This window comes from Microbacterium album (assembly GCF_014643695.1).
Classification (GTDB): Bacteria; Actinomycetota; Actinomycetes; order Actinomycetales; family Microbacteriaceae; genus Microbacterium; species Microbacterium album.
The window spans coordinates 376,002-398,579 of the sequence record NZ_BMJY01000002.1 but is presented as its reverse complement, the minus strand read 5'-3'; the positions used below and the strand labels follow the sequence as shown (position 1 = coordinate 398,579).

Annotated in this window: 19 protein-coding genes and 1 tRNA gene; 11 read left to right on the top strand and 9 right to left on the bottom strand. The window is 73.0% G+C overall.

The genetic code is table 11. The annotated features are described in order from the left end of the window. Positions 1–69: 69 nt before the first annotated feature. Positions 70–567, top strand: coding sequence for a MotA/TolQ/ExbB proton channel family protein (locus IEX37_RS04370; RefSeq protein ID WP_188755014.1), 498 nt, complete (start codon positions 70–72; stop codon positions 565–567). A 50-nt stretch (positions 568–617) separates the two neighbouring features. Here the strand turns inward: IEX37_RS04370 and pth are convergent, their stop codons facing one another. Further along, positions 618–1,205 (bottom strand): aminoacyl-tRNA hydrolase, encoded by a 588-nt coding sequence (pth, locus tag IEX37_RS04365; protein ID WP_188755013.1) that lies wholly within the window; start codon positions 1,203–1,205, stop codon positions 618–620. 112 nt (positions 1,206–1,317) lie between these two features. Further along, the gene (locus IEX37_RS04360) at positions 1,318–1,932 is read right to left on the bottom strand and encodes a 50S ribosomal protein L25/general stress protein Ctc (RefSeq protein WP_188755012.1); all 615 of its coding nucleotides are present in this window, start codon (positions 1,930–1,932) and stop codon (positions 1,318–1,320) included. 475 nt (positions 1,933–2,407) lie between these two features. Between IEX37_RS04360 and gnd the strand changes: the two genes are divergently transcribed. The 3 genes from gnd (at position 2,408) to IEX37_RS04345 (ending at position 6,321) form a co-directional block, all read left to right on the top strand. Continuing rightward, positions 2,408–3,874, top strand: a complete 1,467-nt coding sequence (gene gnd / locus IEX37_RS04355; RefSeq protein ID WP_188755011.1) for an NADP-dependent phosphogluconate dehydrogenase — start codon at positions 2,408–2,410, stop codon at positions 3,872–3,874. Positions 3,875–3,962: 88 nt separating this feature from the next. After that, positions 3,963–4,691: a response regulator transcription factor gene (locus IEX37_RS04350; protein WP_229663057.1), complete on the top strand. Its 729-nt coding sequence runs from the start codon at positions 3,963–3,965 to the stop codon at positions 4,689–4,691. 16 nt (positions 4,692–4,707) lie between these two features. Continuing rightward, on the top strand, positions 4,708–6,321 hold the full coding sequence (locus IEX37_RS04345; RefSeq protein ID WP_229663056.1) for a sensor histidine kinase: 1,614 nt from the start codon (positions 4,708–4,710) through the stop codon (positions 6,319–6,321). Here the strand turns inward: IEX37_RS04345 and IEX37_RS04340 are convergent. Continuing rightward, positions 6,300–7,361: a helix-turn-helix transcriptional regulator gene (locus IEX37_RS04340; protein ID WP_188755010.1), complete on the bottom strand. Its 1,062-nt coding sequence runs from the start codon at positions 7,359–7,361 to the stop codon at positions 6,300–6,302. The two genes, IEX37_RS04345 and IEX37_RS04340, sit on opposite strands and share 22 nt — an antisense overlap. 104 nt (positions 7,362–7,465) lie before the next feature. On the opposite strand from IEX37_RS04340, the gene IEX37_RS04335 reads away from it, so the two are divergent. Next, on the top strand, positions 7,466–7,891 hold the full coding sequence (locus IEX37_RS04335; protein ID WP_188755009.1) for a VOC family protein: 426 nt from the start codon (positions 7,466–7,468) through the stop codon (positions 7,889–7,891). A 56-nt stretch (positions 7,892–7,947) separates the two neighbouring features. Here the strand turns inward: IEX37_RS04335 and IEX37_RS04330 are convergent, their stop codons facing one another. The 3 genes from IEX37_RS04330 to IEX37_RS04320 form a co-directional block, all read right to left on the bottom strand. Next, positions 7,948–8,985, bottom strand: a complete 1,038-nt coding sequence (locus IEX37_RS04330; protein ID WP_188755008.1) for a ribose-phosphate diphosphokinase — start codon at positions 8,983–8,985, stop codon at positions 7,948–7,950. Beyond that, positions 8,957–10,438: a bifunctional UDP-N-acetylglucosamine diphosphorylase/glucosamine-1-phosphate N-acetyltransferase GlmU gene (gene glmU / locus IEX37_RS04325; protein WP_188755007.1), complete on the bottom strand. Its 1,482-nt coding sequence runs from the start codon at positions 10,436–10,438 to the stop codon at positions 8,957–8,959. The genes IEX37_RS04330 and glmU overlap by 29 nt, the downstream gene beginning before the upstream one ends. A gap of 1 nt (position 10,439) precedes the next feature. Further along, positions 10,440–10,511 (bottom strand) — tRNA-Gln (locus IEX37_RS04320). Between the two features lie 123 nt (positions 10,512–10,634). Here IEX37_RS04320 and IEX37_RS04315 point away from each other — a divergent pair. The 5 genes from IEX37_RS04315 to IEX37_RS04295 all read left to right on the top strand — a co-directional run bounded on the left by IEX37_RS04315 (position 10,635) and on the right by IEX37_RS04295 (position 17,697). After that, positions 10,635–11,147 (top strand): MarR family winged helix-turn-helix transcriptional regulator, encoded by a 513-nt coding sequence (locus IEX37_RS04315; protein WP_188755006.1) that lies wholly within the window; start codon positions 10,635–10,637, stop codon positions 11,145–11,147. A 122-nt stretch (positions 11,148–11,269) separates the two neighbouring features. Continuing rightward, complete coding sequence (locus IEX37_RS04310) at positions 11,270–12,694, top strand: HNH endonuclease signature motif containing protein (RefSeq protein ID WP_188755005.1); 1,425 nt, start codon at positions 11,270–11,272, stop codon at positions 12,692–12,694. Positions 12,695–12,864: 170 nt separating this feature from the next. Continuing rightward, entirely contained in the window at positions 12,865–14,778 is a 1,914-nt protein-coding gene (locus tag IEX37_RS04305) for a sensor histidine kinase (protein WP_188755004.1), read from the top strand. Next, positions 14,775–16,913 (top strand): sensor histidine kinase, encoded by a 2,139-nt coding sequence (locus tag IEX37_RS04300; RefSeq protein WP_188755003.1) that lies wholly within the window; start codon positions 14,775–14,777, stop codon positions 16,911–16,913. The genes IEX37_RS04305 and IEX37_RS04300 overlap by 4 nt, the downstream gene beginning before the upstream one ends. A gap of 100 nt (positions 16,914–17,013) precedes the next feature. Beyond that, entirely contained in the window at positions 17,014–17,697 is a 684-nt protein-coding gene (locus IEX37_RS04295) for a response regulator (protein WP_188755002.1), read from the top strand. Between the two features lie 71 nt (positions 17,698–17,768). Here IEX37_RS04295 and IEX37_RS04290 read toward each other — a convergent pair whose 3' ends face one another. Together IEX37_RS04290 and IEX37_RS04285 are read right to left on the bottom strand one after the other, a co-directional pair. Beyond that, positions 17,769–18,761 (bottom strand): LAVTG motif-containing sortase-dependent surface protein, encoded by a 993-nt coding sequence (locus IEX37_RS04290; protein WP_188755122.1) that lies wholly within the window; start codon positions 18,759–18,761, stop codon positions 17,769–17,771. After that, the gene (locus IEX37_RS04285; protein ID WP_188755001.1) at positions 18,683–19,957 is read right to left on the bottom strand and encodes an OmpL47-type beta-barrel domain-containing protein; all 1,275 of its coding nucleotides are present in this window, start codon (positions 19,955–19,957) and stop codon (positions 18,683–18,685) included. Before IEX37_RS04285 ends, IEX37_RS04290 begins: the two co-directional genes overlap by 79 nt. Before the next feature lie 374 nt (positions 19,958–20,331). Between IEX37_RS04285 and IEX37_RS04280 the strand changes: the two genes are divergently transcribed. Further along, a complete protein-coding gene (locus IEX37_RS04280) occupies positions 20,332–21,978 on the top strand; it encodes a RecQ family ATP-dependent DNA helicase (RefSeq protein WP_373286245.1) in 1,647 nt (548 codons plus the stop codon). 4 nt (positions 21,979–21,982) lie between these two features. Here IEX37_RS04280 and IEX37_RS04275 read toward each other — a convergent pair whose 3' ends face one another. Then, entirely contained in the window at positions 21,983–22,561 is a 579-nt protein-coding gene (locus IEX37_RS04275; protein ID WP_188755000.1) for a helix-turn-helix domain-containing protein, read from the bottom strand. Between the last annotated feature and the right edge of the window lie 17 nt (positions 22,562–22,578).

Sequence of the window (22,578 nt, the reverse complement as noted above, 5' to 3'; positions counted from 1 at the left end):
GCTTCGAGCGCGTATTGCGCATGGTGAGCCGCGCTCCCGGGCTGCCACCCGGCGTCATAGGGTGGTGCCGTGAGCGCCCCGCACCATCCGGACTTCCCGCCGCAGCCCGTGCCGGGCTACACACCCCCGGCTGCGCCGTATGTGCCGCCGCGCGATCCCCGCTACGCGGCGGCGCTGCAGGCTCCCGAGCCCCGACGATCCGCCGCTCTCGGGCGCATCGCGCTGCTGCTGGCGCTGATCGCGACGATCGGGTCGAGCGCCGCGCTCGCCATCGCGTGCGGCGCGATCGGCGCCGGCGTGGGCGACGACCTCCTGAGCGCCGTGAACCCGGGGCCCGAGCTCCTCACCCCCGTGCGCTCGTGGGTCCTGCTGGCCGAGATCGCCGGCTGGGCGGGCACGGGGCTCGGCGTGTGGGCGCTCGTGCAGGGCATCGTCGCGACGGTGCAGCGCCGGGGGCGCGGCAGCGCGATCGCCGCGATCGTCGTCGCCGGAATCGGCCCGGCCGTCGCCGGCTTCGCGGCGTTCGTCGGGCTGAGCATCGGCATGGGCGCGACCGCGGCCCTCTGAGGCCGGGCCGCTCAGCGGCGCGGCCTCGGGAGGTGCCGCCGGAGCCGGCTCTACTCGCCCTTCGGCGCGTGGAACCTCTGCTGGGCGGCCACGAGTCCGTCCTCGACGATCCGCTCGACGGCGTCGGCGGCGTCCGAGATCAGGATCGGGAGGGTCTGGCGCTCCCCGGCGCTGAAGGGGTCGAGCACCCAGTCGGCAGGGTCCTGACGGCCCGGGGGCCGGCCGATGCCGACGCGCACCCGCAGGAACTCGGGCGTGGCGAGCGCCTTGGCGACATCGCGCACGCCGTTGTGGCCGCCGTGACCGCCGCCGGACTTGAGCCGCAGCGAGTCGAACGGGATGTCGAGCTCGTCGTGCACGATGACCACGTGCGCGGCATCCGTGCTGTAGAAGCGCGCCAGACCGGCCACGGGCCCGCCGGAGACGTTCATGAAGGAGTTGGGCTTGGCGAGGATCAGCTTCGCGGCCCCCGGACGCAGCCAGGTCTCCGCGACGCGCGCGTTCGCCCTGTGCTGCCGGAACGGCTCGGAGCGGCGCGCCGCGAGCTCGTCGACGACCATCTGGCCGACGTTGTGCCGCGTCGCCTCGTAGCGGGGGCCGGGGTTGCCCAGCCCCACGATCAGCCATGTCTCCGCCATCGCGAATGCCCTCCTCCTCCGGCCGCCCGTCTCGACCCGCCTCGATCCTGCCGCAGAACAGGACGAGGGGACGCGATCGCTCGCGCCCCCTCGTGCCGTAGCAGAGCCGGTGTTACTCGGCGGCCTCGTCCGAGGAGCTCTCCTCGGCGGGAGCCTCGGCGTCGCCCTCGGCGTCCGAGGTCGTGTCGAGCTGCGGCGTCGCGACCGCGATCACGAGCGTGTCGGGCTCGGTCACGAGCGTGGCACCCTCGGGCAGCTTCACGTCGGCGGCGGTGATCTGCGCGCCGTCCTCCAGGCCCTCGACGTCGACCTCGATGTGGTCGGGGATGTCGGTGGCGAGCACCTCCAGCGACAGCGAGGTCGCATCGAGATTGGCGATCGTGCCGGCGAAGGGCTCGCCGACGACCACGAGCGGCACATCCACGTGCACCTTCTCGCCCTTGTTGATCACGACGAGATCGACGTGCTCGATGACCTGGCGCACCGGGTCGCGCTGGACGTCCTTCACGAGCGCGAGCTGCTTGCGGCCCTCGATGTCGAGCTCGACGAGCGCGTTCGCGCGACGGACGAGCAGGAGCGTCTCGTGGCCCGGGAGCGCCAGGTGCACGGGCTCGGTGCCGTGGCCGTACAGGACGGCGGGGATCTTGTGCGCGGCGCGCAGACGGCGGGCGAAGCCCTTGCCGAACTGGGTGCGCACCTCGGCGCTGAGCGTGGTCTGGTCGGACATGCTGTCTCTCCTCGTGGGCACGCGACGGAAACTGTGCCGCGCGATGGTCTGTGTGTTCTCGACTCGAGCGTCTGCTTGAGAGGCGCCGACGCGTGAGGAGAGGCCCCGAGGCTCGCACCACCCGCGTCGATAACGGCTGCCGGCGCACGCGCGCGGCTCGCCCTCGCCGAGGTCGTTTACCCATGCTACCCGACGAACGGGTACCGTGAATACGCGCCCTCTGCCCCGCCCTCAGCCAAGGAGCACCCGTGATCGACCCGTCGCACCTCCTCGTCCTCATCATCGGTCTCATGTCCGCCATCGGCGGCGTCCTGATCGTCGGCGCGTTCTTCGCGCTCGGCCGCTCGGGCTACCGCAAGGACTGAGCGACTCGGTCCACCCGGCGCGACCGGGCCGCCCGGGCCGCGCGCCGCGTCGCCGGGTGGGGCTAGCCTGGTGCCGTACCCCGTCCGGACCTGATGCCCAGGAGATCCGCGTGACCGACGCTTCGACCGCCCCTGCCGTTGCCAACATCGGGGTCGTGGGCCTCGCGGTGATGGGTTCGAACCTCGCCCGCAACCTCGCCAGCCGCGAGGGCAACACGGTCGCGGTGTTCAACCGCAGCCGGGACAAGACGGATCTGCTCGTGTCGGAGCACCCCGAGGCCGAGTTCGTGCCGGCCTACTCGTATGAGGAGTTCGCGGCGACGCTCGCGAAGCCGCGCACCGCGATCATCATGGTCAAGGCCGGCGCGGCCACGGACGCGGTGATCACCGCGTTGACGGAGGTGTTCGAGCCGGGCGACATCATCGTCGACGGCGGCAACGCGCTGTTCACCGACACGATCCGCCGCGAGAAGGCGGTGCGTGAGACCGGCATCAACTTCGTCGGCGCGGGCATCTCCGGCGGCGAAGAGGGCGCCCTGACGGGACCGTCGATCATGCCGGGCGGCCCCGACGAGTCGTGGGTCACGCTCGGGCCGATCCTGCGGTCGATCGCGGCGGTCGCCCCGGACGGGGAGCCGTGCGTGACGCACGTGGGCCACGACGGCGCGGGCCACTTCGTGAAGATGGTGCACAACGGCATCGAGTACGCCGACATGCAGCTGATCGCGGAGGCGTACGACCTCATCCGCCGCGGCACCGGCAAGACCCCCGCCGAGATCGCCGACGTGTTCGCCGAGTGGAACACCGGGGAGCTGGAGTCGTACCTGATCGAGATCACCGCCGAGGTGCTCCGCCAGGTGGACGCAGCCACCGGTCAGCCCCTCGTCGACGTCATCCTCGACCAGGCCGGCGCCAAGGGCACGGGTGCCTGGACGGTGCAGACCGCGCTGTCGCTGGGCGTCCCGGTCTCGGGCATCGCCGAAGCCACGTTCGCGCGGTCGCTGTCGTCGCGTCCCGACCAGCGCGCCGCCGGCGCCGCGCTCCCGGGCCCCGACGAGGAGTTCGAGGTGGCCGATGCGGACGCGTTCATCGAGGACGTGCGGCAGGCGCTGTTCGCGTCGAAGATCGTCGCGTACTCGCAGGGCTTCGACGAGATCCGCGCCGGCGCCGAGCAGTACGGCTGGAGCATCGACCTCGCCGCGATCTCGAAGATCTGGCGCGCGGGATGCATCATCCGCGCCCAGTTCCTGAACCGCATCGCCGACGCGTACGGCGAAGCGCCCGACCAGCCCCTGCTCATGGCCGCGCCCTACTTCGCCGACGCGCTCTCCCGCGGCCAGGCCGCCTGGCGCCGCGTCGTCGTCGCAGCCGCGCAGGCCGGCATCCCCTCCCCCGCGTTCTCCTCCTCGCTGGCCTACTACGACGGCATCCGCGCCGAGCGACTCCCCGCCGCCCTCGTCCAGGGCCAGCGCGACTTCTTCGGCGCCCACACCTACAAGCGGATCGACAAGCCCGGCACCTTCCACACCCTGTGGTCGGGCGACCGCACCGAGGTGGAGGCCGAGGACACGCACTGAGCCGGTCATGCCGGACCGCGCCACCGCTCACACCCCACGCATAGCCTTCTCCATAGCAACGTCATAGGAACCGGCGCAGAATGGGGCCATGAGCGCCTCCCCTGCTCCCCTGCTGCGCGCCGACGGTACGCCCGTGCGCGTCCTCGTGGTCGACGACGAGCAGATGCTCACCGACCTGCTGTCGATGGCGTTGAAGATGGAGGGCTGGGAGGTGCGCACGGCCGGCAGCGGTTTCGAGGCCCTGAGCGCCGTGAAGGAGTTCCGCCCCGACGCCCTCGTGCTGGACATCATGATGCCCGACCTCGACGGGATGTCCGTGCTGCAGCGGCTGCGGCAATCGGGCGACGACGTGCCCGTGCTCTTCCTCACCGCCAAGGACGCCGTCTCGGACCGCGTCGCCGGGCTCACGGCCGGCGGCGACGACTACGTCACCAAGCCGTTCAGCCTCGAGGAGGTCGTCGCCCGCCTCCGCGCCCTCATGCGCCGTGCCGGCAGCGTGCATGCCGCCGACGCCGAGCCGATCCTGCGCGTGGGCGACCTGAGCCTGAACGAGGACAGCCACGAGGTCGAGCGCGCGGGCACGGAGATCGAGCTGACGGCGACCGAGTTCGAGCTCCTGCGCTTCCTCATGCGCAACCAGCGCCGCGTCGTGTCCAAGGCTCAGATCCTCGACCGAGTGTGGAACTACGACTTCGGGGGCCGCTCGAGCGTCGTCGAGCTGTACATCTCCTACCTGCGCAAGAAGATCGACCATGGGCGCGAGCCGCTGATCCACACGGTCCGCGGCGTCGGGTACATGATCAAGGCCCCCCAGTGATCCGCCGGAGCCGGCCATGATGCACGAGCAGGGCGCGGCCGACGAGCGACGCGCGCGGGAGCGCCGGCCGCTGTCGTTCCAGGCGCGGCTCATGCTCACGGTCTTCGGGTTCGTCTCGCTGATCTTCGTCGTGGTGGCCTTCGTCACGAGCCTCATCCTCAACAGCGTGCTGGAGGGGCGCCTCACCGATCAGGTGAACGCCATGGTGGCGAGCGCGGAGGGGTGGCTCGTGACGGCGGCCCCCGGGCAGGACGCCGCGGTCGTGCTCGACGGCAGGCCCGTCCCGCCCGGCACCGTGCTGATCCTGGAGACAGCCCAGGGGCAGCGCAGCGGCGCCGTCGTCGACGACAACCTCTCGATCGACAGGCTCACGCCCGCTCAGCTCGCCGGGCTCACGGTCGACCGCCGCGACTCCGACATCGCGACCGCGACGATCCCGGGCCTCGGCGACTACCGCGTCCGCCTCGGCAGGACCCCGGGCGCCTACGTCCTCATGGGGCAGTCCACCGCGGAGGTGCGGGCCACGGTCGGGCAGATGCTCACGACCATCACGCTCGCGACGGCGGGCGGGCTGTTCGTGCTGGGCGGCGCCATCACGGTGGTGATCCGTCAGGGGCTCAAGCCGCTGCGTGCCGTGGCGGAGACCGCGACCCGCGTGGCGCGCCGTCCCCTCGACCACGGCACCGTGTCGATCGAGGAGCGCGTGCCGGTCGAGCAGGCCGATCCCCGCACGGAGATCGGGCAGGTGGGCGCGGCCCTCAACACGCTGCTCGACCATGTGGACGCCTCGCTGCATGCACGCCAGCGCAACGAGGAGCGGATGCGGCGCTTCGTGGCGGATGCCAGCCACGAGCTGCGCACTCCTCTGGCCTCGATCCGGGGATACTCCGAGCTCTCGCTGCGCGATCCCGCTCTGGGACGGGCGGATGGCAACAGCGTCATCGCCCCCTCGCTCGAGCGCATCCAGGCGCAGTCGGTGCGGATGACGGCGCTGGTGGAGGATCTCCTGCTGCTCGCCCGGCTCGACGAGGGACAGGAGCTGGTGTACGGCGCCGTCGACCTCGCGCAGGTCGCGCTGGAAGCGGTCGCGGATCAGCGGGTGGCCGGCCCGGAGCACAACTGGCGTATCGACATGCCGCACGAGCCCGTCATCGTGGCGGGGGACGCCGGGCGCCTGCATCAGGTGGTCGGGAACCTGCTCGCGAACGCGCGCACGCACACGCCGCCTGGAACGACGGTGTCGGTGTCGCTGGCACGGGCGGGCGAGGGCAGTGCGACGCGGGCGGTCCTGCGCGTGCACGACGACGGCCCGGGCATCTCTCCTGGCCTGCAGCGCGAGCTGTTCACGCGCTTCGCGCGCGGCGACCGGTCGCGCGCCCGCGCGACGGGCGGCACGGGCCTGGGGCTGTCGATCGCCAAGGCGATCGTCGACGCCCACCACGGTGACATCCGTGTGACGAGCACCCCGGGCGACACGACCTTCGCGGTGACGCTCCCGGCCAAACCGCCCGACCCGGGGGCACAGGCGACTCCTCCCGCCGGCGCCACCGCGCGGGCGGCCGAGGACGCACCCGCCGCGCCCGCGGGAGCTCGGGCGGAGCCGGGCACTCAGCCCGCGCCAGGCCCCTGAGCCCGCACCGACGCAGAGGTCTGGCCCGCCGCGCGCGCGAAACGGCCCGCCAGCACGGCGAACGCATCGACGAGCTCAGCGGGAGACGCCTCCTCGATCGTGGCGTCGAAGCGGCCCAGCGCGGCCGCGAGCGCGACCCACGACCACGATCCGACGCGTAGCCGACAGCGCTCGCCGCCGAGATCCTCCACGACTCCGTCGCCGGCGAAGGGGATCACCGCGGCCGCGCGAAGACCCAGCACGACGGTGCCGACGCAGGGCCACTCGTCGTGCCGCTCGGCGCCGCGGAACCGGGCCGCGACGAAACGGCCCGCGTCCGCCCCGGGGATAGGACGCGGACGGAAGCGCGGTCCCGTCGGCGTGCGCGGGTGGATGCGCTCCACCCGGAACGTGCGCCAGTCCTCGCGGTCGAGGTCCCACGCGAGCAGGTACCACCACGAGCGCCAGGTCACCAGCGCGTGCGGCTCCACGCGTCGCCGCTCCGCGTGACGGAGCCGTTCCGGATGCTCCGTCCCATCCACGTGCAGGCCGCCGTCGGCTGCGGGCCCCGGCGCCGGCTCATAGTCGAACCGCACCACCGCCAGGTCGCGCACGGCAGCCGAGAGCGTCGTCAGGACGTCGGGCGACGGCACGGCGCGCCGGGGCGTCGCGATGTCGGGGGCGGTGCTGAACGCGAGCGCAGACATCCGGCTGCGCAACCGGCCGGGCATCACCTGCCGGAGTGAGGCGAGAGCACGTGCGGCCGCCTCGCCGAGGCCCGCGTCGGCCACGCTCGCCGAGCGGAGCGCCACCGCGAGAGCCAGCGCCTGCTCGTCGTCGAACAGCAGCGGCGGCAGGTCGGATCCGGCTGCGAGACGGTAGCCGCCGTAGGGCCCCTTGGCCCCGTCGATCCGGTATCCCATCTCGCGCAGGCGTTCGACGTCGCGACGGAGCGTGCGCGGTGCCACCGCTAGCCGCGCCGCCAGCTCCGGGCCGGGCCACTCCCGGCGGGCCTGAAGCAGCGACAGCAGCAGGAGGAGCCGCGACGTCGTCTGAGCCATGTGCCCACCCTATTTCCGGTAGCGGACAAGATCTGACCTCTACCCCCGGGAGAGTGAGGGGACCGCCCGCGTCGAGGCGGCTGAATCAGCGAGAAGGAGCCGATATGGCCATCCAGACCACCACCCATCTCAACTTCCGCGGCGATGCGCGCCGCGCGCTGGAGTTCTACCGCGACGTGTTCGGAGGGGAGCTCGCGGTCGTCACCTACGCCGACGCGGGCGCCGTCACCGACCAGGCCGAGGCGGGCCAGATCATGTGGGGCCAGGTGGCGTCGCGCGACGGATTCCGGATCATGGCGTACGACGTGCCGGGGCACACGGCCTACGAACCAGGGGTGATCCCGGTCTTCGTGTCGGTGCGGGGCCAGGACGCATCCGAGCTCACGCGCTACTGGGACGCCCTGTCGGCCGACGCCTCGGTCGTCGTGCCGCTCGGGCCGTCGGGCTGGGCGCCCCTGTACGGCATGCTGCGCGACCGCTTCGGCGTGACGTGGGTGCTCGACGTCGAGGTGCCGCGCGCCGACGCCTGAACGACACGGCGGGCGGAGGAGCAGCGCTCCCCCGCCCGCCGTACGAGCGCGCCGACTCAGGCTGCGCCGTCGAACATGCTCGTGACGGACCCGTCGTCGAAGACCTCCTTGATCGCGCGCGCGAGGAGCGGCGCGGCGGAGAGCACCGTGAGCTTGTCGAAGCGCCGCTCCGGGTCGAGCGGCACGGTGTCGGTCACGACGACCTCGTCGATCGAGGCGTCCTGGAGGCGCTCGACGGCGGGATGGCTGAAGATCGCGTGAGTGGCGGCGACGATCACCTTGCCGGCACCGTTCGCCTTCAACGCCTGTGCCGCCTTGACGATCGTGCCGCCCGTGTCGATCATGTCGTCGACCAGCAGGCAGGTGCGTCCCTCGACCTCGCCGACGATGTCGTGAACCGTCACCTGGTTGGCGACCTTGGGATCGCGGCGCTTGTGGATGATCGCGAGCGGCGCACCGAAGGCGTCGGCCCACATGTCGGCCACGCGCACGCGGCCCATGTCGGGCGACACGACCGTCAGCGTCTCGCGGTCCTCCCCCTGCAGCGATTCCTCGAAGTAGCGCTGCAGGATCGGCTTGGCGAACAGGTGGTCGACGGGGCCGTCGAAGAACCCCTGAATCTGGGCGGCGTGGAGGTCGACGCTCATGATGCGGTCGGCGCCGGCGGTCGCAATCAGGTCGGTGACCAGGCGCGCGGAGATGGGCTCGCGCCCGCGCCCCTTCTTGTCCTGCCGCGAGTAGGGATAGTAGGGCGCGACGACCGTGATGCGCTTGGCCGACGCGCGCTTGAGCGCGTCGATCATGATGAGCATCTCCATGATCCACTCGTTGACCGGCTGGCCGAAGGTCTGGATCACGAACACGTCACACCCGCGCATCGACGTCTCGAATCGCGTGTAGATCTCGCCGGAGGCGAAGGTCCGGCGCTCGGTCGGAGCGACGGCGATGTCGAGTTGCGCGGCGATCTGATCGGCGAGCTCGGGGTGCGAGCCGCCCGACACGAGCACCAGCCGCTTCTTCGTCTTGGCGACCAGTCCGGGTGCGATGCCCCGTTTCAGCTCGTGGTCAGTCGTCGTCTTGCTCTTGCGCGCCATCGGCCGCCTTTTCTGCCGTTCGGGCGCGCTCCGCGGCCGCGGCCGCGGCGGTGCCCGCCCTGTTCTTCTCGACCCACCCCTCGATGTTCCGCTGAGGGGAGACGCTCAGAGCCAGGGCCCCCGCCGGGACGTCCTTTCGGATGACCGCCCCCGCTCCCGTCTTCGCGCCAGCAGCAATCCTAACGGGCGCGACGAAGACGTTATGCGAGCCGGTGTGGACCTCGTCCTCGATCTCGGTGCGGTGCTTGGTGATGTCGTCGTAGTTCGCGGTGATCGCACCGGCGCCCAGGTTCACGCCGCGGCCGATCGTGGTGTCCCCGATGTACGACAGGTGGGGCACCTTGCTGCCCTCGCCGATCTGGGAGTTCTTGACCTCGACGTAGGTGCCGACCTTCGCGCGCGGGGCCAGTTCGGCGCCCGCGCGCAGGTAGGCGTAGGGCCCGACGGTCGCCCCCGCCCCGATCACGGCGAGCGTGGCGTCGGCCCGCCGCACGGTCGCTCCCTCCCCGACCTCGCAGTCGACGAGCGACGTGTCGGGGCCGATCGTGGCTCCCTCGCCGATCGTCGTGGCGCCCAGCACGTGCGTGTTGGGGAGGATGGTGACGTCCTGCGCGAGCGTCGCCGTGTCGTCGATCCACGTGGTGGCGGGATCCTGCACGGTCACGCCCTCGCGCTGCCAGCGTCGCACGGTGCGCGCGTTGAGGATCGCGGCGGCCTCCGAGAGCTGGATGCGGTCGTTGACGCCCAGGGCGATCCGCGCGTCGTCCGCGGTGCGCACCGCGACGTGCCCACCGTCCTCGCGCAGCAGCCGGATCACGTCCGTGAGGTACATCTCCCCCTGCGCGTTGGACGTCCCCACGCGGGTGAGTCCGCCGCGAAGCGAGGCGACCCGGAAGACATACACGCCCGCGTTGATCTCGGCGATCGCGGCCTCCTCGGGCGAGGCGTCCTTCTGCTCGACGATGCGGGCGACCGACCCGTCGTCGTGGCGGACGATGCGGCCGTAGCCGGTCGGGTCGTCGAGCGTCGCGCTCAGCAGGGTCGCTTCGGCCCCGGAGGCGCGATGCTCGTCGAGCAGGCCGGCGAGCGTCTCCGGCTCGAGCAGCGGGACGTCGCCGCTCAGGACGAGCACGTCGCCGTCGAACTCGCCCGGCAGCGCCTCGACCGCGAGCTGCACGGCGCGCCCCGTGCCGGGCACGTCGTCCTGGTCGACGATCCGCACGCCGGGCACGTCGGAGACCGCCTCGACGACGCGGTCGCGTTCGTGCCGGACGACCACGTGCACGATCGAGGCCGGCAGCTGCTGAGCCGTGTGGAGCACATGGCCGACGAGGGTGCGTCCGCCGATGCGATGGAGGACCTTGGGCAGGGCCGACCGCATGCGGGTGCCCTGACCGGCCGCAAGGATCACGATCGCCAGCTCGGCCTGGCTCGCCGTCTCACTCTGGGTCATGCTCCGCCACCAGGATTCGAACCTGGTCCTCACAGCTCCAAAGGCTGTCGTGCTGCCGTTACACCATGGCGGACCGCGGCCGCTCACCGAAGCGCGGCCGCTCGACAAGTCTGCCACTGACGGGGGTGCCGTCACGCGCGCGTCGCGCGGGCGCCCGGGTCCGCGGGGACCGGACACCCCGGGGGATAATGGCGGGATGGCATCGGAGACGGACGAGGTCGATCGGATCGTGGGCGCGTGGGAGCAGCAGCGCCCCGACCTCGACTTCTCTCCGATGGAGGTGCTCTCGCGCGTGGACCGGCTGTCGCGCCACCTCGACCGTGCGCGACGGGACGCGTTCCGGCGCACCGACATCGACCCGTGGGAGTGGGACGTGCTGTCGGCGCTGCGTCGGGCCGGCGAGCCGTACCAGCTGAGCCCCAAGCAACTGCTGCAGCAGACGCTGGTGTCGAGCGGCACCATGACGAACCGCATCGACCGGCTGGTGGAGCGCGGCTTCGTGCGGCGGGAGTCCGACCCGGCCGACGGCCGCAGCGTACTGGTGACGCTCACGGACGAGGGCCGGGTCCGGGTGGACGCCGCGATCACGCGCCTCATGGACGCCGAGTCTGAGCTGCTGCGCCGCCTCACGGGCACGGAGCGCGAGCGCCTGGCGGCACTGCTGCGCCGCCTGAGTCTCGGCTTCGACACCGCCCCTCCGCTCCCCTGACGGCGCCGACTTCTCGTCCCCAGCACGGGCCCGGGGCGAGTTGTCCACGGGGTTGGTTTTCAGGTGTGGATCGGCGGTTTCCCGGCGCCTCGAATGTCGGTGGTCCGGCCTACCGTGGGGGTATGGAACAGCGGTACGCGACCAGTGACGAGGGGCGGGATGTCCTCGCTTCGGTCGATGCGTTGCGTGCCCTGATTCAGCAGACCGGGGCCCTGGCGGACGCCGATCTGGTCGCCGCGGTCGGCACGGTAGAGGCACTGGGGCGGATGGTCGACGCCGCCCGAGTGCGCCTGGCCGGCGAGGTGGACGTCCGGTCTGCCCGCGACTCCGAGGACCGCCTCTCGGCGAAGTTCGGGTGCCGCAACGGGGTCGAACTGCTCGAGCGCACCACCCGGGTGTCGGCGAAGACGATCAACGCCCGTATCCGGTTGGACAAGCGCACCCGACCCCGGATGTCGCTGACCGGAGACGAACTCCCGGCCCGGTTCCCCCACGTCGGCCAAGCACTACGAGACGGCACCCTCGGTGTGGACGCGACGCACGAGATCACCGGCTCCCTCGCACGGGTGGAGGACCGCGCCGACCCTCAGCAGTGGGACGCGGCCGAAGCCACCACCGTGGCGTACGCCACCGGTGCCCTGGAAGAGCAGGCCGGCATGATCCCGCCGACGTTCGCGGAAGTCGAGATGCATGCACGCACCTGGGCGGCGTACCTGGACCAGGACGGCCCCGAACCCGACGCCGAACGCGCCACCCGCAACCGAGGCCTCACCCTCGGCACACCCCGGGACGGGCTCGTCCCACTACGCGGATCCCTCCTCCCGGAGGTCGCCGCCGGGCTGCAGCGACTGCTCGACGCGCACCTGAACCCCGCCGTCCGCTTCACCCCCACCCTCGACCCCGAAGACCGGGACGAAACCGAAGCCTGGTCACAGGACGAGGCCGTGCACGACCCCCGCACGAACACACAGAAACGGCACGACGTGCTCGCCGTGATCATCCAAGCCGCCGCGAAGGCGACGGAGACCCCCACGCTCGGCGGTGCCGCCCCGACCCTGGTGGTCACCGTCGCCGAGGACGATCTCCACGACCCCACTGCCGCGGCGCGCATCGACGACACCCGCGTGCCGGTGTCCACCGCGCACCGGATCGCGTGCACCGGGGCCGTGCAGAAGATCATCCACGACCGCACCGGGAGGATCATCCGCCTCGGCACTCCGGAGCGGGTGTTCAACGCCCACCAGCGCCGGGCGATCACCGCCCGCGACGGCGGATGCGTCATCCCCGGGTGCACGATCCCGGCGGCGTGGTGCGAGATCCACCACGTCGACGAACACGCGAACGGCGGCCCCACCCACACCGACAACGGAGTACTCGTCTGCTGGTGGCACCACCACAACCTCGACCGCTCCGGATGGGACATCCGCATGCGCGCAGGTATCCCAGTCATCAAAGCACCGCCCTGGATCGACCGACGCGGCACCTACCGGCCGGCACCCAACGCCCTCATCCGGCGCCGGCCGAGAGCCCGGCCGCCCTCCGGGTGACGCGGCGGCTCGCCCGCCGGCGCGAGCCGAGACGACGCGGTGGCGGCGGTGCTGGCGCGCCCTGATCGAGGCGCACGGACGGCCGTCGCCCGCGCCCGGACGCCGGCACGATCCCGTGCCCGGGGAAGAAGCGCTCGCCCCATAGCGGTCCCGCCGGGATACTTGTGCCGATGACCACCCGATCGCTGGCCACCACGGCGCGTCGCCCCGCGGGGCGAGTCGGCGTGCGCGCCGTCCTGGCCGGGCTCGTCCTCGCCGCCGCGATCGCGCCGGTAGCGGCGGCCGTCGGGGTCGGCATGGCCACGGACGCGGATCTGACGCCCTGGGTGCGGCTTCTCACGACGGCGGGCATCTACGCCCCTGTCGCGGCGGTCAGCATCCGGTTCCGCCGGTACGACGTCGCGCTCATCGAGGGGGCTCTCTCGGTGCTCAGCGGCTGGGTCGCGCTGTTCTCGGTGCTGCACATGCTGTCCCCCGACGTCGCACCGCTGTTCGCGGTGCTGGTCGTCACGTCGCACCTGTGGAGCCTCGCCGAGCTGTCCGCGCTCGGACTGCTCGCCTGGCTGCTCATGCCGCGCCACATTCCGGCACCGCGGGCGGGCGTCGCGATCGGCGCGACCGCCCTCGTGCTGGAGATCGCCGCCACCCTCGGCGGGCTGATCCTGCCGTCGGCCGGATGGGACGTTCCCATACCGCTCGCCGTCGCGATCCTCAGCCTGGGAACGGCCACGGTCGTGATCGCGCGCGGCTGGCGTCCCTCGAGCCCGCGCGAACGCGCGGCGTCGCGGTGGTTCCTGCTCGGCGCCAGCCTGCTGCTGGCGAGCTATGCGCGCCTGCTGCCGCAGCTGCCCGCACCGCTGATCGGACTCGCCGACGCCGGATTCGTCCTCTCCCACGCCTTCCTGCCGCTCGGCATCCTGGCTCTGAGCGGTGTCACCTCGCGGACGCGACACACGGGAGACATCGTCGCGGTGGCACAGTCCCTCGCCTTCGGCATCAGCGCGTACCTGGCCGTGGAAGTGGCGGCGGCCTCCGTGGGCATGGATCCGCGGCTCGGCGGGGCGCTCGCGGCGGCGGCGCTCGCCCTGGTGTTCGGCGCCACGGTCCGCATGACCCGGGCACGGCTCGACGCCGTCTTCGCGGTTCCGCCTCCCGACGCGAGGCAGGTCCTCGCGCGGCTCGGAGAGCACCTCGCGCGGCCGGGCTCGGGCGGCCTCGGCGACCTGGCCACCGCACTCAAGGACACGTGGACTCTCGCCTCGGTCGACATCGACCTCGGAGCAGCCGGACGGGCAACCGCCGGCCACCCCGACGGTGCGCCCATCACGCTGACGCTCGCTTCGGCCGGGCGCCCCGTCGGCACCCTCACGCTCACCGGCGGCGGACGGCACTCGCTGCAGGACGCCGTCCTGCCGGTCCTGCGACAGACCGCCGGCCTGATCGCGGTCGCGGTGCAACTGGCCGTCGTGAACGAGGAGGTGGCCGCGACGCGACGCCGCACGCTCGAGGTGCAGCGCGAGGAGCGCCGGCTCCTGCACGGCGAGCTGCACGACTCGCTCGCCCCGGCCCTCGCCGGCATCGGAATGCGGCTGTCGGCCGCCGAGACGATGCTCTCGCGCGGCGACCGCCGCTGGAACGACGAACTTCGGGCGCTGCGTGCCGACACCTCGGCGCTCACCGAGGACGTGCGCCGGCTGTCCCGCATGCTGCTTCCCACCGCGCTCGACCAGGGAGACCTCGAGGGCGCGCTCGGCGAGCTCTCGACCGCGGTTTCCGGGCCTGAGCTGCAGGTCGAGATCGATGCGCGGGGCTCCGATGTGCTCGCATCGGACGATCAGCTGCGCGTCTACCTGCTGCTGGCCGAGTGCCTGAACCTCGCGCGGCGCAGCGAGTCGATCCGGTGGGCGCGCTGCTCCATCGTCCTCGGCGACACATCCACGCGCATCTCCGTGCACGTCGAGCCGGGGCCGTTCGACCCGGAGGACGCGAGGACGATCCGGCGTCGCGCGCGGGAGTTCGGGGCGCACACCGGCGACGCGGTCGCGGCCGGCGCCGGCACGATCGAGGCGGAGTTCCCACGATGACCGCGGCCACGCGCGGACGGGTGGGCGTCGCGGCGGCCGTCTGGGGAGCGTCGTGGCTGCTGGTGGCGGCGTCCGCGTTTCTCGCCTGGGGCGCACGACTGCCGACCGACCCGCTGCCGGACGTCTTCCTCTCCGAGGCGCCGCAGGAGATCCGGCGGCTCGCCTACCCCATCGACGTCACGGTCGCCCTCGTCTACGGCCCCGCGAGTGCGCTCATCCTCGCCCGACGGCCGCACCCCGTGGGCATCGCGCTCGCCTGCTACGCCGTGGGGTCCGGGCTCGCGGCCTTCGGAATCCAGTACGGACTGCTGGGCACGCGCGTCGACGGCCTGCCGCTCTGGGGGCTGCTGGCATATGCGGCGGGGTGGGCCTTCGTTCCCGGGACCTTCCTGATCGCGGCGGTGCCGCTCCTCGTGACGCGCAACCGGCTGCCGCGGTGGCAGCGTGGGGTCGTGATGGGGACCGGAGCCATCGCCGCGGTCGCAACGGTCGCCTCCCTGACCAACCAGGCGCCGGTCCCACCCCGTAATCCGCTCGGCGTCGATGTCGCCGCCTACCAGGCGATGCTGCCGCCCGTCTACACCACGCTGTCCGGCCTCGCACTGGCCATCTCGCTGCTGTCCTGCGGCGTCGTGTTCGCGCGCTGGCGTGCCTCGCGTCGCCGGCGCGCCCGGTTCGGATTGGCGTGGCTGGCGGTCGGGCAGCTCTTCGTGACCGCCTCGTACATCGCCCAGGCGCTGCCCGAGTACGTCGGCGCGCCCCGCTGGATCATCGACTTCGCATTCCTGACGCCCGTGCTCGGTCAGATCCTCTTCCCCGCGGGCATCGTGGTCGTGATCCTCGGCGAGCGGCTCTGGGGTGTGGACATCGTGGTGAGCCGCGTGCTGCTGTGGCTCCTGCTCAGCGTGAGTGGCGTCGTGCTCTACCTCGCCGTCGTGGCGCTCGTGCCCGCGACGATCGGCGCCGGCGGAGCCCTCGCGTTCGTGGTTCCGGTCGTGATCGCCCTGGCGGTGCTGCCGCTGCGCGGCTGGCTGCAGCGCCGCATCGACCGCCTCATCTACGGCGAGGGGGCCGACGCCGGGGCTCTGCTCGGCCGTCTGGGCGGGAGAATCGGCGAACTGCCGCCGGGCGCCGCAGGGGTCCGGGAACTGGCCGACACCCTGCGCCGGGTGCTGCGCCTGGGCTGGCTCGAGATCCGGACCGCCGAGCTGCACGTCAGCTCGGGGTCCGCGCGCACCGCGGACGCGGTCCGCACGCCGCTCACCATCGGCGACACACCCCTGGGCGAGCTGACGGCGGGTCCCGTGCCCGGCCAACGGCTGGACCGCCGCACGCGGACCGTCCTGGCGGACGTGGCCGGTCTGGTCGCCACCGTGGTGCGGCTGGCGGAGTCGCACCGCCTGCTGGAGGCCGCGCGCGCGGCGCTCGCCGCACGGCGCGCCGAAGAACGCCGTGCGATCCGCCGTGAGCTGCACGACGGCCTCGGCCCCGCCCTCGCCGGCACGGGCTTCGCCCTTGCCGCCGCCGTGAACATCGGCCCGAGCGACCCGGAGCGCGCCCGCGCGCTGCTGACGGAGCTCGCGGACGACGTGCGCGAGCGAGCGCGTGAGGTGCGCGCGCTCGCCGACGAGGTGTCGACGCCTCAGTTCGAGCCGGACGAGCTTCCCGAGATGCTCTCGCGCCTGGCCGGGCGATTCGACTCGCCGCAGCTGCGCGTGCGCGCCGACGCGACCGGGGCCGCCGACCTTTCGGCGGACATCGCCGAGACGCTGTACTTCATCACGGCGGAGGCCATCGCGAACGCCGTGCGGCACGGGGGCGCGCGCAGCGTCACGGCCCGCGTCCGCGCGACCGAGGAAGCGGCGGTCCTCGAGGTCGTCGACGACGGGTCGGGCATCCCCTCGGACGCCGTCCCGGGCGTGGGAATGGCGTCGATGCGCGAGCGCGCCGCCGCGCTGGGCGGCGAGCTCACGGTCTCGACGAGCAGCTCCGGCACGTCGGTCCGGGTGCGGATCGCGCGAGAGCCGGCCGGGGCGCACCTCGGCGCGCTCGACCGTCCGCCGATGCCCGCCGAGGCGGCCGCGCCGGGCGCGGAGGCGGTGCCGCCGGTGCCGATCCGGGACGGAGCGCTCTGATGGCAAGGACGTTGGGACGGCCACTGTCGGTGTGGGAGGCCGCGCGCGCGGCGACGGACGGGCGGAGCAGCGCCGACGGCGGGGAACGGAGACGACGGTCATGAACGGCGAGACAGCGCGGACGGTCACGGTGGCCGTCGTGGACGACCATCCGCTCTTCCGGCGCGGCATCATCTCGCTGCTCGAGACCCTCGAGGGCGTCGAGGTGGTCGGAGACGCGGCATCCGTCGCCGACGCGCTCGCCCTCGTTGCCGCGCGAGAGCCGGACGTCGTGCTGATGGACCTCGATCTCGGGCAGGAGTCCGGTCTCGACGCCACACGCACCATCACCCAGCGCCACCCCTCGGTGGCCGTCCTCGTTCTCACCATGCACAGCGACGACCGTTCGCTGTTCGCAGCCATGCGCGCGGGCGCACGCGGGTACCTGCTCAAGGTCGCGGCACCGCGCGAGGTCGAGCGCGCCATCCAGGCCGTGGCCGAGGGGCAGGCACTGTTCGGCGCCGACGTCGCCGCCCGGGCTGTGGCGTATCTCACCGGCAGCGCCTCGGCGAGCCGCCCGGCGCGCTTCCCGGAGCTGACCGAACGAGAAGCGGATGTGCTGGAGCTCGTCGCCCGGGGCCTCGACAACGGCTCGATCGCGCGCACGCTGGTGCTGACCAGCAAGACCGTCCGCAACTACGTCTACAGCATCGTCACGAAGCTGGGAGCCCCGGACCGCAGCGCGCTCATCGTCATGGCGCGAGAGGCCGGGTTCGGCGCGCGCGCGGGCGAGCCGAGGGACTGAGCGCGTCCCCGCACACGCACGTGCGCCGGCCCGATCCAGAGTGAAGGATCGGGCCGGCACCGCTTCGCGCGTCAGCGCACGCGCCTCCGGATGAGGAGCACTCCGCCCAGCAGGAGGGCCATGCCCGCGCCCGCCAGCCCCCACGGAACCTCGAGGCCCGTCGACGCCAGACCGGCGGGGCGGGACGTGTCCCCCGCGGCGGGACGCCGGTCCGCCGACGGCGCGGCGGGGGCGGGCTGAGCACCGGGATCCGCAGCCGGATCCGTGCCGGGGTCCTGACCGGGGTCCCGACCGGGGTCGGCACCGGGGTCGCCCGGCGGATCCTCGCCCTGCGGGTCCTCGCCCGGCGGATCCTCGCCCGGAGCCGGGGCGGGCACGATCTCGTACGCCACGACGATCCGCCTCTCATTGCCGGCGGCGTCGGTCGCCTCGACGACGAACTCCCGCAGGCCCACCGTGTCCGTCGGCACCGGGGCGCCGGAGGGCACGGTGCCCCGGCAGTCCACGATGCCCGAGGTCGCGTCGTCGCACGCGTAGTCGGCGATCAGCTGCTCACCCTGCCGGTACTGCCCGCTGGCGAGCGCGAGAGCCGCCACCTCCGGGCCCCGGGGAGCGCGCACCTCGACATTCGGCGGCGTGGTGTCGACCCCGAAGGTGACCGTCTCGGGCACTCCGGCGCGGCCATCCCGCGTGACCGCCCAGTAGGTGAGCTCGTACGTGCCGTCGAGCGGCGGCGAGAATGCGGCGCGCGGTCCCTCCCGTCGGACCTCGGTGGGCTCCCCGCCGTCGATCGAGTACCGCCAGTGGACGCTCGCCACCTCCGTGTTGCCCTCGAGTGCCTCGAGCGCGAACAGCGGCCTCGTCCGGTACCAGCCATCGAGTCCGTCGGGCTCGGGCATCGAGAGGCCGACCGTGGGCAGCGCCGGCTCCACGACGCGATAGGAGACTTCGCGCTGCGTGAGGTTGCCGGCGCGGTCGATCGCGCTCATGCGCAGGACGTACTCGCCCGGGTAGGTCGTGTCGAGCGGGCCTCCGTCCGGTGTGGCCGAGGTGCACTCGTACATGCCGGACAGGTCGTCCTCGCACGAGTACCGCACCGTGTGAGAACTGCCCCGGACGTACTCGCCGCCGTCGACCGGCAGCTGCACGTCGATCTCCGGGGCGACCGTGTCGATCCGGATCTCGCGCGTGCGCAGCCGGTCGCGTTCCCGAGCCGATCCACGGCGCGGTACTCGATCGTGTGCTCGCCGTGCGCCAGGTCGATCACCACGACCGACTCGCCGGTCGTCTGGGGCTCTCCCCCGTCGACCCGCCGCTCCACCTGCGCGACGCCCGAGCCGGCGTCGCTGGCGCGGATCGTGACCTGGACGTCGCGCGCGAACCAGCCGCGCGCGTTCGAGGCGGCCGGGACGGTGAGCAGCTCCAGGCTGGGCGGCGTCGTCTCCGGTACACCCGCGACGACCGTGAAGGCCGTGGACGAACGCCGGCCGGAGACGTCGAACATCGTGCGCGCCACGTACACACCGGGGGACGCACCCGGGAAGTCGGCCCGCCAGTCCCGTCCGTCCGGGGAGCGATACATGAGGGCGGTGCGGAACGAGCCGTCCGGCGCCGTGACCATGGCCGTCGCGACGGCGTCCGCGGGCAGCGGCTCGCCGTTCACGAGCGCTCTCGTGCCGACCGCGAGTCCGTGGTCGGGCGGGAACCCCTGCGGCGTGAGCGCCACGTCCGCGCGCCGGGAGGCGATCTCGTATGCCACGCGGGCGGGCTGGTCGCCGTCGTTGTGGAGCTCGACGCGCCAGACACCCGACGGCAGGATCCGCCCCTCGTCGTGCACGCGATGGTGCGTCGTCGGTCCTCCCTGCGTGCTGAACAGGACGTTGTCGAGCGGGTCGATCGTCTGGATCCGGATCTGCGGCGCACCGTGGCTCACGACGAGGATTTCGCTCACGTCCTCGAACCGAATGGGGACGATCTGCGCCGTGCCGGGCCGGATCTCGTTCGAGACAGCCTTCGGGGCGGGCTCGGACACGCCCCGCGCGGGCTCGGCGGCGGTTTCCGGGGTCGCCGCGGGGAGCTTCTCCCCACCCACGGCGTCCCCGTCCGCGTGGGCGAGTGCCGTGTCTTCGAGGATGGGCGCGGCATCGTCCTCTGCGACGGTCGGACTCGCCACGGCGGACGCCGCGGCGGCCAGGATGCCCGACACCACGAGGGACGCGACCAGGGCGACGCTCGCGGTCGTACCGAGCGGGCGCCGCACACGCCGTGGGGCGAACGTCCCGCGACGCACGCGCGTTCCGGTTCGCAGGGAGGAATGATCGGGTATCGACATGATGGGGTCGCTTTCGTCGTTGCTCGGCGCGTGCCCGTCCTGCGACGCGCCAGGCGACCGCCCTCCGCGGCGCCCTCCCCACATTCGGCGGCAGGCGCGCCCGCCCCCCAGAGGCGCGTGTCCTCGATCCGGCAGGACACGACAACGAGGACGGGCCCCTCACGACCCCCGTGAGCGGACAGCCGCAGCCCGCGGCCCCCGGGCTTTCCGTTCCCCGTGACGGCGCACGCGCGTCACCGCATGCCGCGCGCGTGCGGCGCAACCCCGTTGAGCCGCCGCGCGCGATGGGCTGGGGTGGACGGGTGAAGAGGGATGAGATCGAACGGGTGGCGCGGGAGTCCTTCGGCCTGGAGACGCTGCGACCCGCGCAGCGGGAGGCGATCGAGGCGGCGGTGGCGGGACGCGACGTGCTCGCCGTGCTCGCCACGGGATACGGCAAGTCGGCCGTGTACCAGATCGCCGCGACGCTCCGGCGCGGCATCACGGTCGTGGTCTCGCCGCTCATCGCGCTGCAGGAGGACCAGCTGGCGGGCCTCCAGGAGGCTCCGGACGCACCCGAGGCGGTCGTGCTGAACTCGGCGCGGGGATCCCGTTCCCGCAGGGATGCGTGGCGGCGCCTGAGGGCGGGGGACGCGGAGTACGTGCTGCTGGCTCCCGAGCAGCTCGCCAAGGAGGAGGTCCTCGGCGACCTCGCCGAGCTCGACGTCTCGCTCCTCGTGATCGACGAGGCGCACTGCATCGCCTCCTGGGGGCACGACTTCCGCCCCGACTACCTGCTGGTCGGCACGATGGCGGACCGGCTCGGGCGGCCACCGATCGTCGCGCTGACGGCGACCGCCTCGACGCCCGTGCGCGAGGAGATCGCGGAGCGCCTGGGGCTCCGCGACCCCGCCGTCCTCGTGGGAGACATGGATCGGCCCAACATCTCGCTCGCCGTGCACCGGCACGCGGAGGAGCACGACAAGCGCCAGGCGGTGCTGGACGAGATCGCGGGACTGGACGGCCCCGGGTTGCTCTACACCGCCACGCGCCGCGACGCCGAGCGCTATGCCGCGGAGCTCGCCGAGCGCGGCCTGCGGACGCTCCCGTACCACGCGGGGCTGCGCGCCGCGGAACGCGCTCGCGCGCACGAGGCGTTCCTCGAGGGCTCCGTCGACGTCGTGGCGGCGACCTCGGCGTTCGGGATGGGGATCGACAAGGAGGACGTGCGCTTCGTCGTGCACGCCGACGCCCCGGACTCGGTCGACGCGTACTACCAGGAGCTGGGACGCGCAGGACGCGACGGCGGCCCGGCGCAGGGGACGCTCCACTACCGTCCCGAGGACCTGGCGCTGCGCCGCTACTTCGCGAGCCGGAGCCCGGGGGCCGACGAGCTCCGGCGTGTCGTCGACGCGCTCCAGGACGGTGCCCGCCGTCGCGCGGATCTGGCCGCGCGCGCCGACGTGTCGCCGCGTCGGCTGACCGGTCTCCTCACGCTCCTGTCGGACACGGCCTCGGTGCGGGTGGACCGCTGCGGCGCGCGCCTGCGCCGGGGCATCGCGCCCGAGAAGGCCGTCGAGCATGCGCTCGAGCGCGCCGACGCCCGGGAGCGTATCGACCGGTCGCGCGTCGAGATGCTGCGCGGCTATGCCGAGACGCGGCGATGCCGCCGGCAGGTCCTGCTGGGCTACTTCGGTCAGGAGCCGGACGCACCGTGCGGCAACTGCGACACGTGCGCCGACGGATCCGCGTACGCGGACGCACCCGCAGGCCGCACCGGAGGGGCGGACGAGGGCTTCGCGGTGGACGACCGGGTGCGTCACTCGGAGTGGGGCGAGGGCACCGTGATGTCCGTCGAGGACGACCGCCTCACGGCCTTCTTCGCGAGCGAGGGCTACAAGACGCTCTCGCTCGCGCTCGTCGACGAGCACGGTCTGCTCGCACGCCGCGAACCTGCGGCGGGCGGCTGATCGCTCAGCGGCTCTCGTCCGCCGTCGCCCCGTCGCTCGTGTGGGTGTGCATGCGGGCCCCGGCCTCGTTGAAGATGCTGAGGATCTCCGCGGGACGCCCGCCCGCGGCCGACATCGCGTGCGGCACGCGCGTGTCGAACTCCGCGGCCTCGCCGCGGCGCAGCATCAGGTCCTGCTCGCCCAGCCGGAGGCGCAGGCGCCCGCGCAGCACGTACAGCCACTCGTACCCGTCGTGCACGCGCAGATCGGGCAGCGCGTCGGTCGGCGGATAGGTGATCTTGTACGTCAGGATCGGCGAATGCTCCGGCGCGAGCGGAGCGATCACGAGCCCGTCGCGCCGGATGACCGGGCGGCGCACCCGCGGATCCGGCTGCTCCTGCGGCACGAGATCGTCGAGCCGGATGCCGAGCCGGCGCGTCAGGGGTAGCAGCAGCTCGAGGTTCGCCTGCCGCTTGCCCGCCTCGAGCCGCGACAGCGTGCTCGCCGACATCCCCACGGCCGCCGCGAGCTCCTCCAGCGTGAGGCCCCGCGACCGCCGCGCCGCCCTGAGCCGCGCGCCGACCTGCTCCACTTCCGCCCGCATCCCATCTCCTTGCCGAT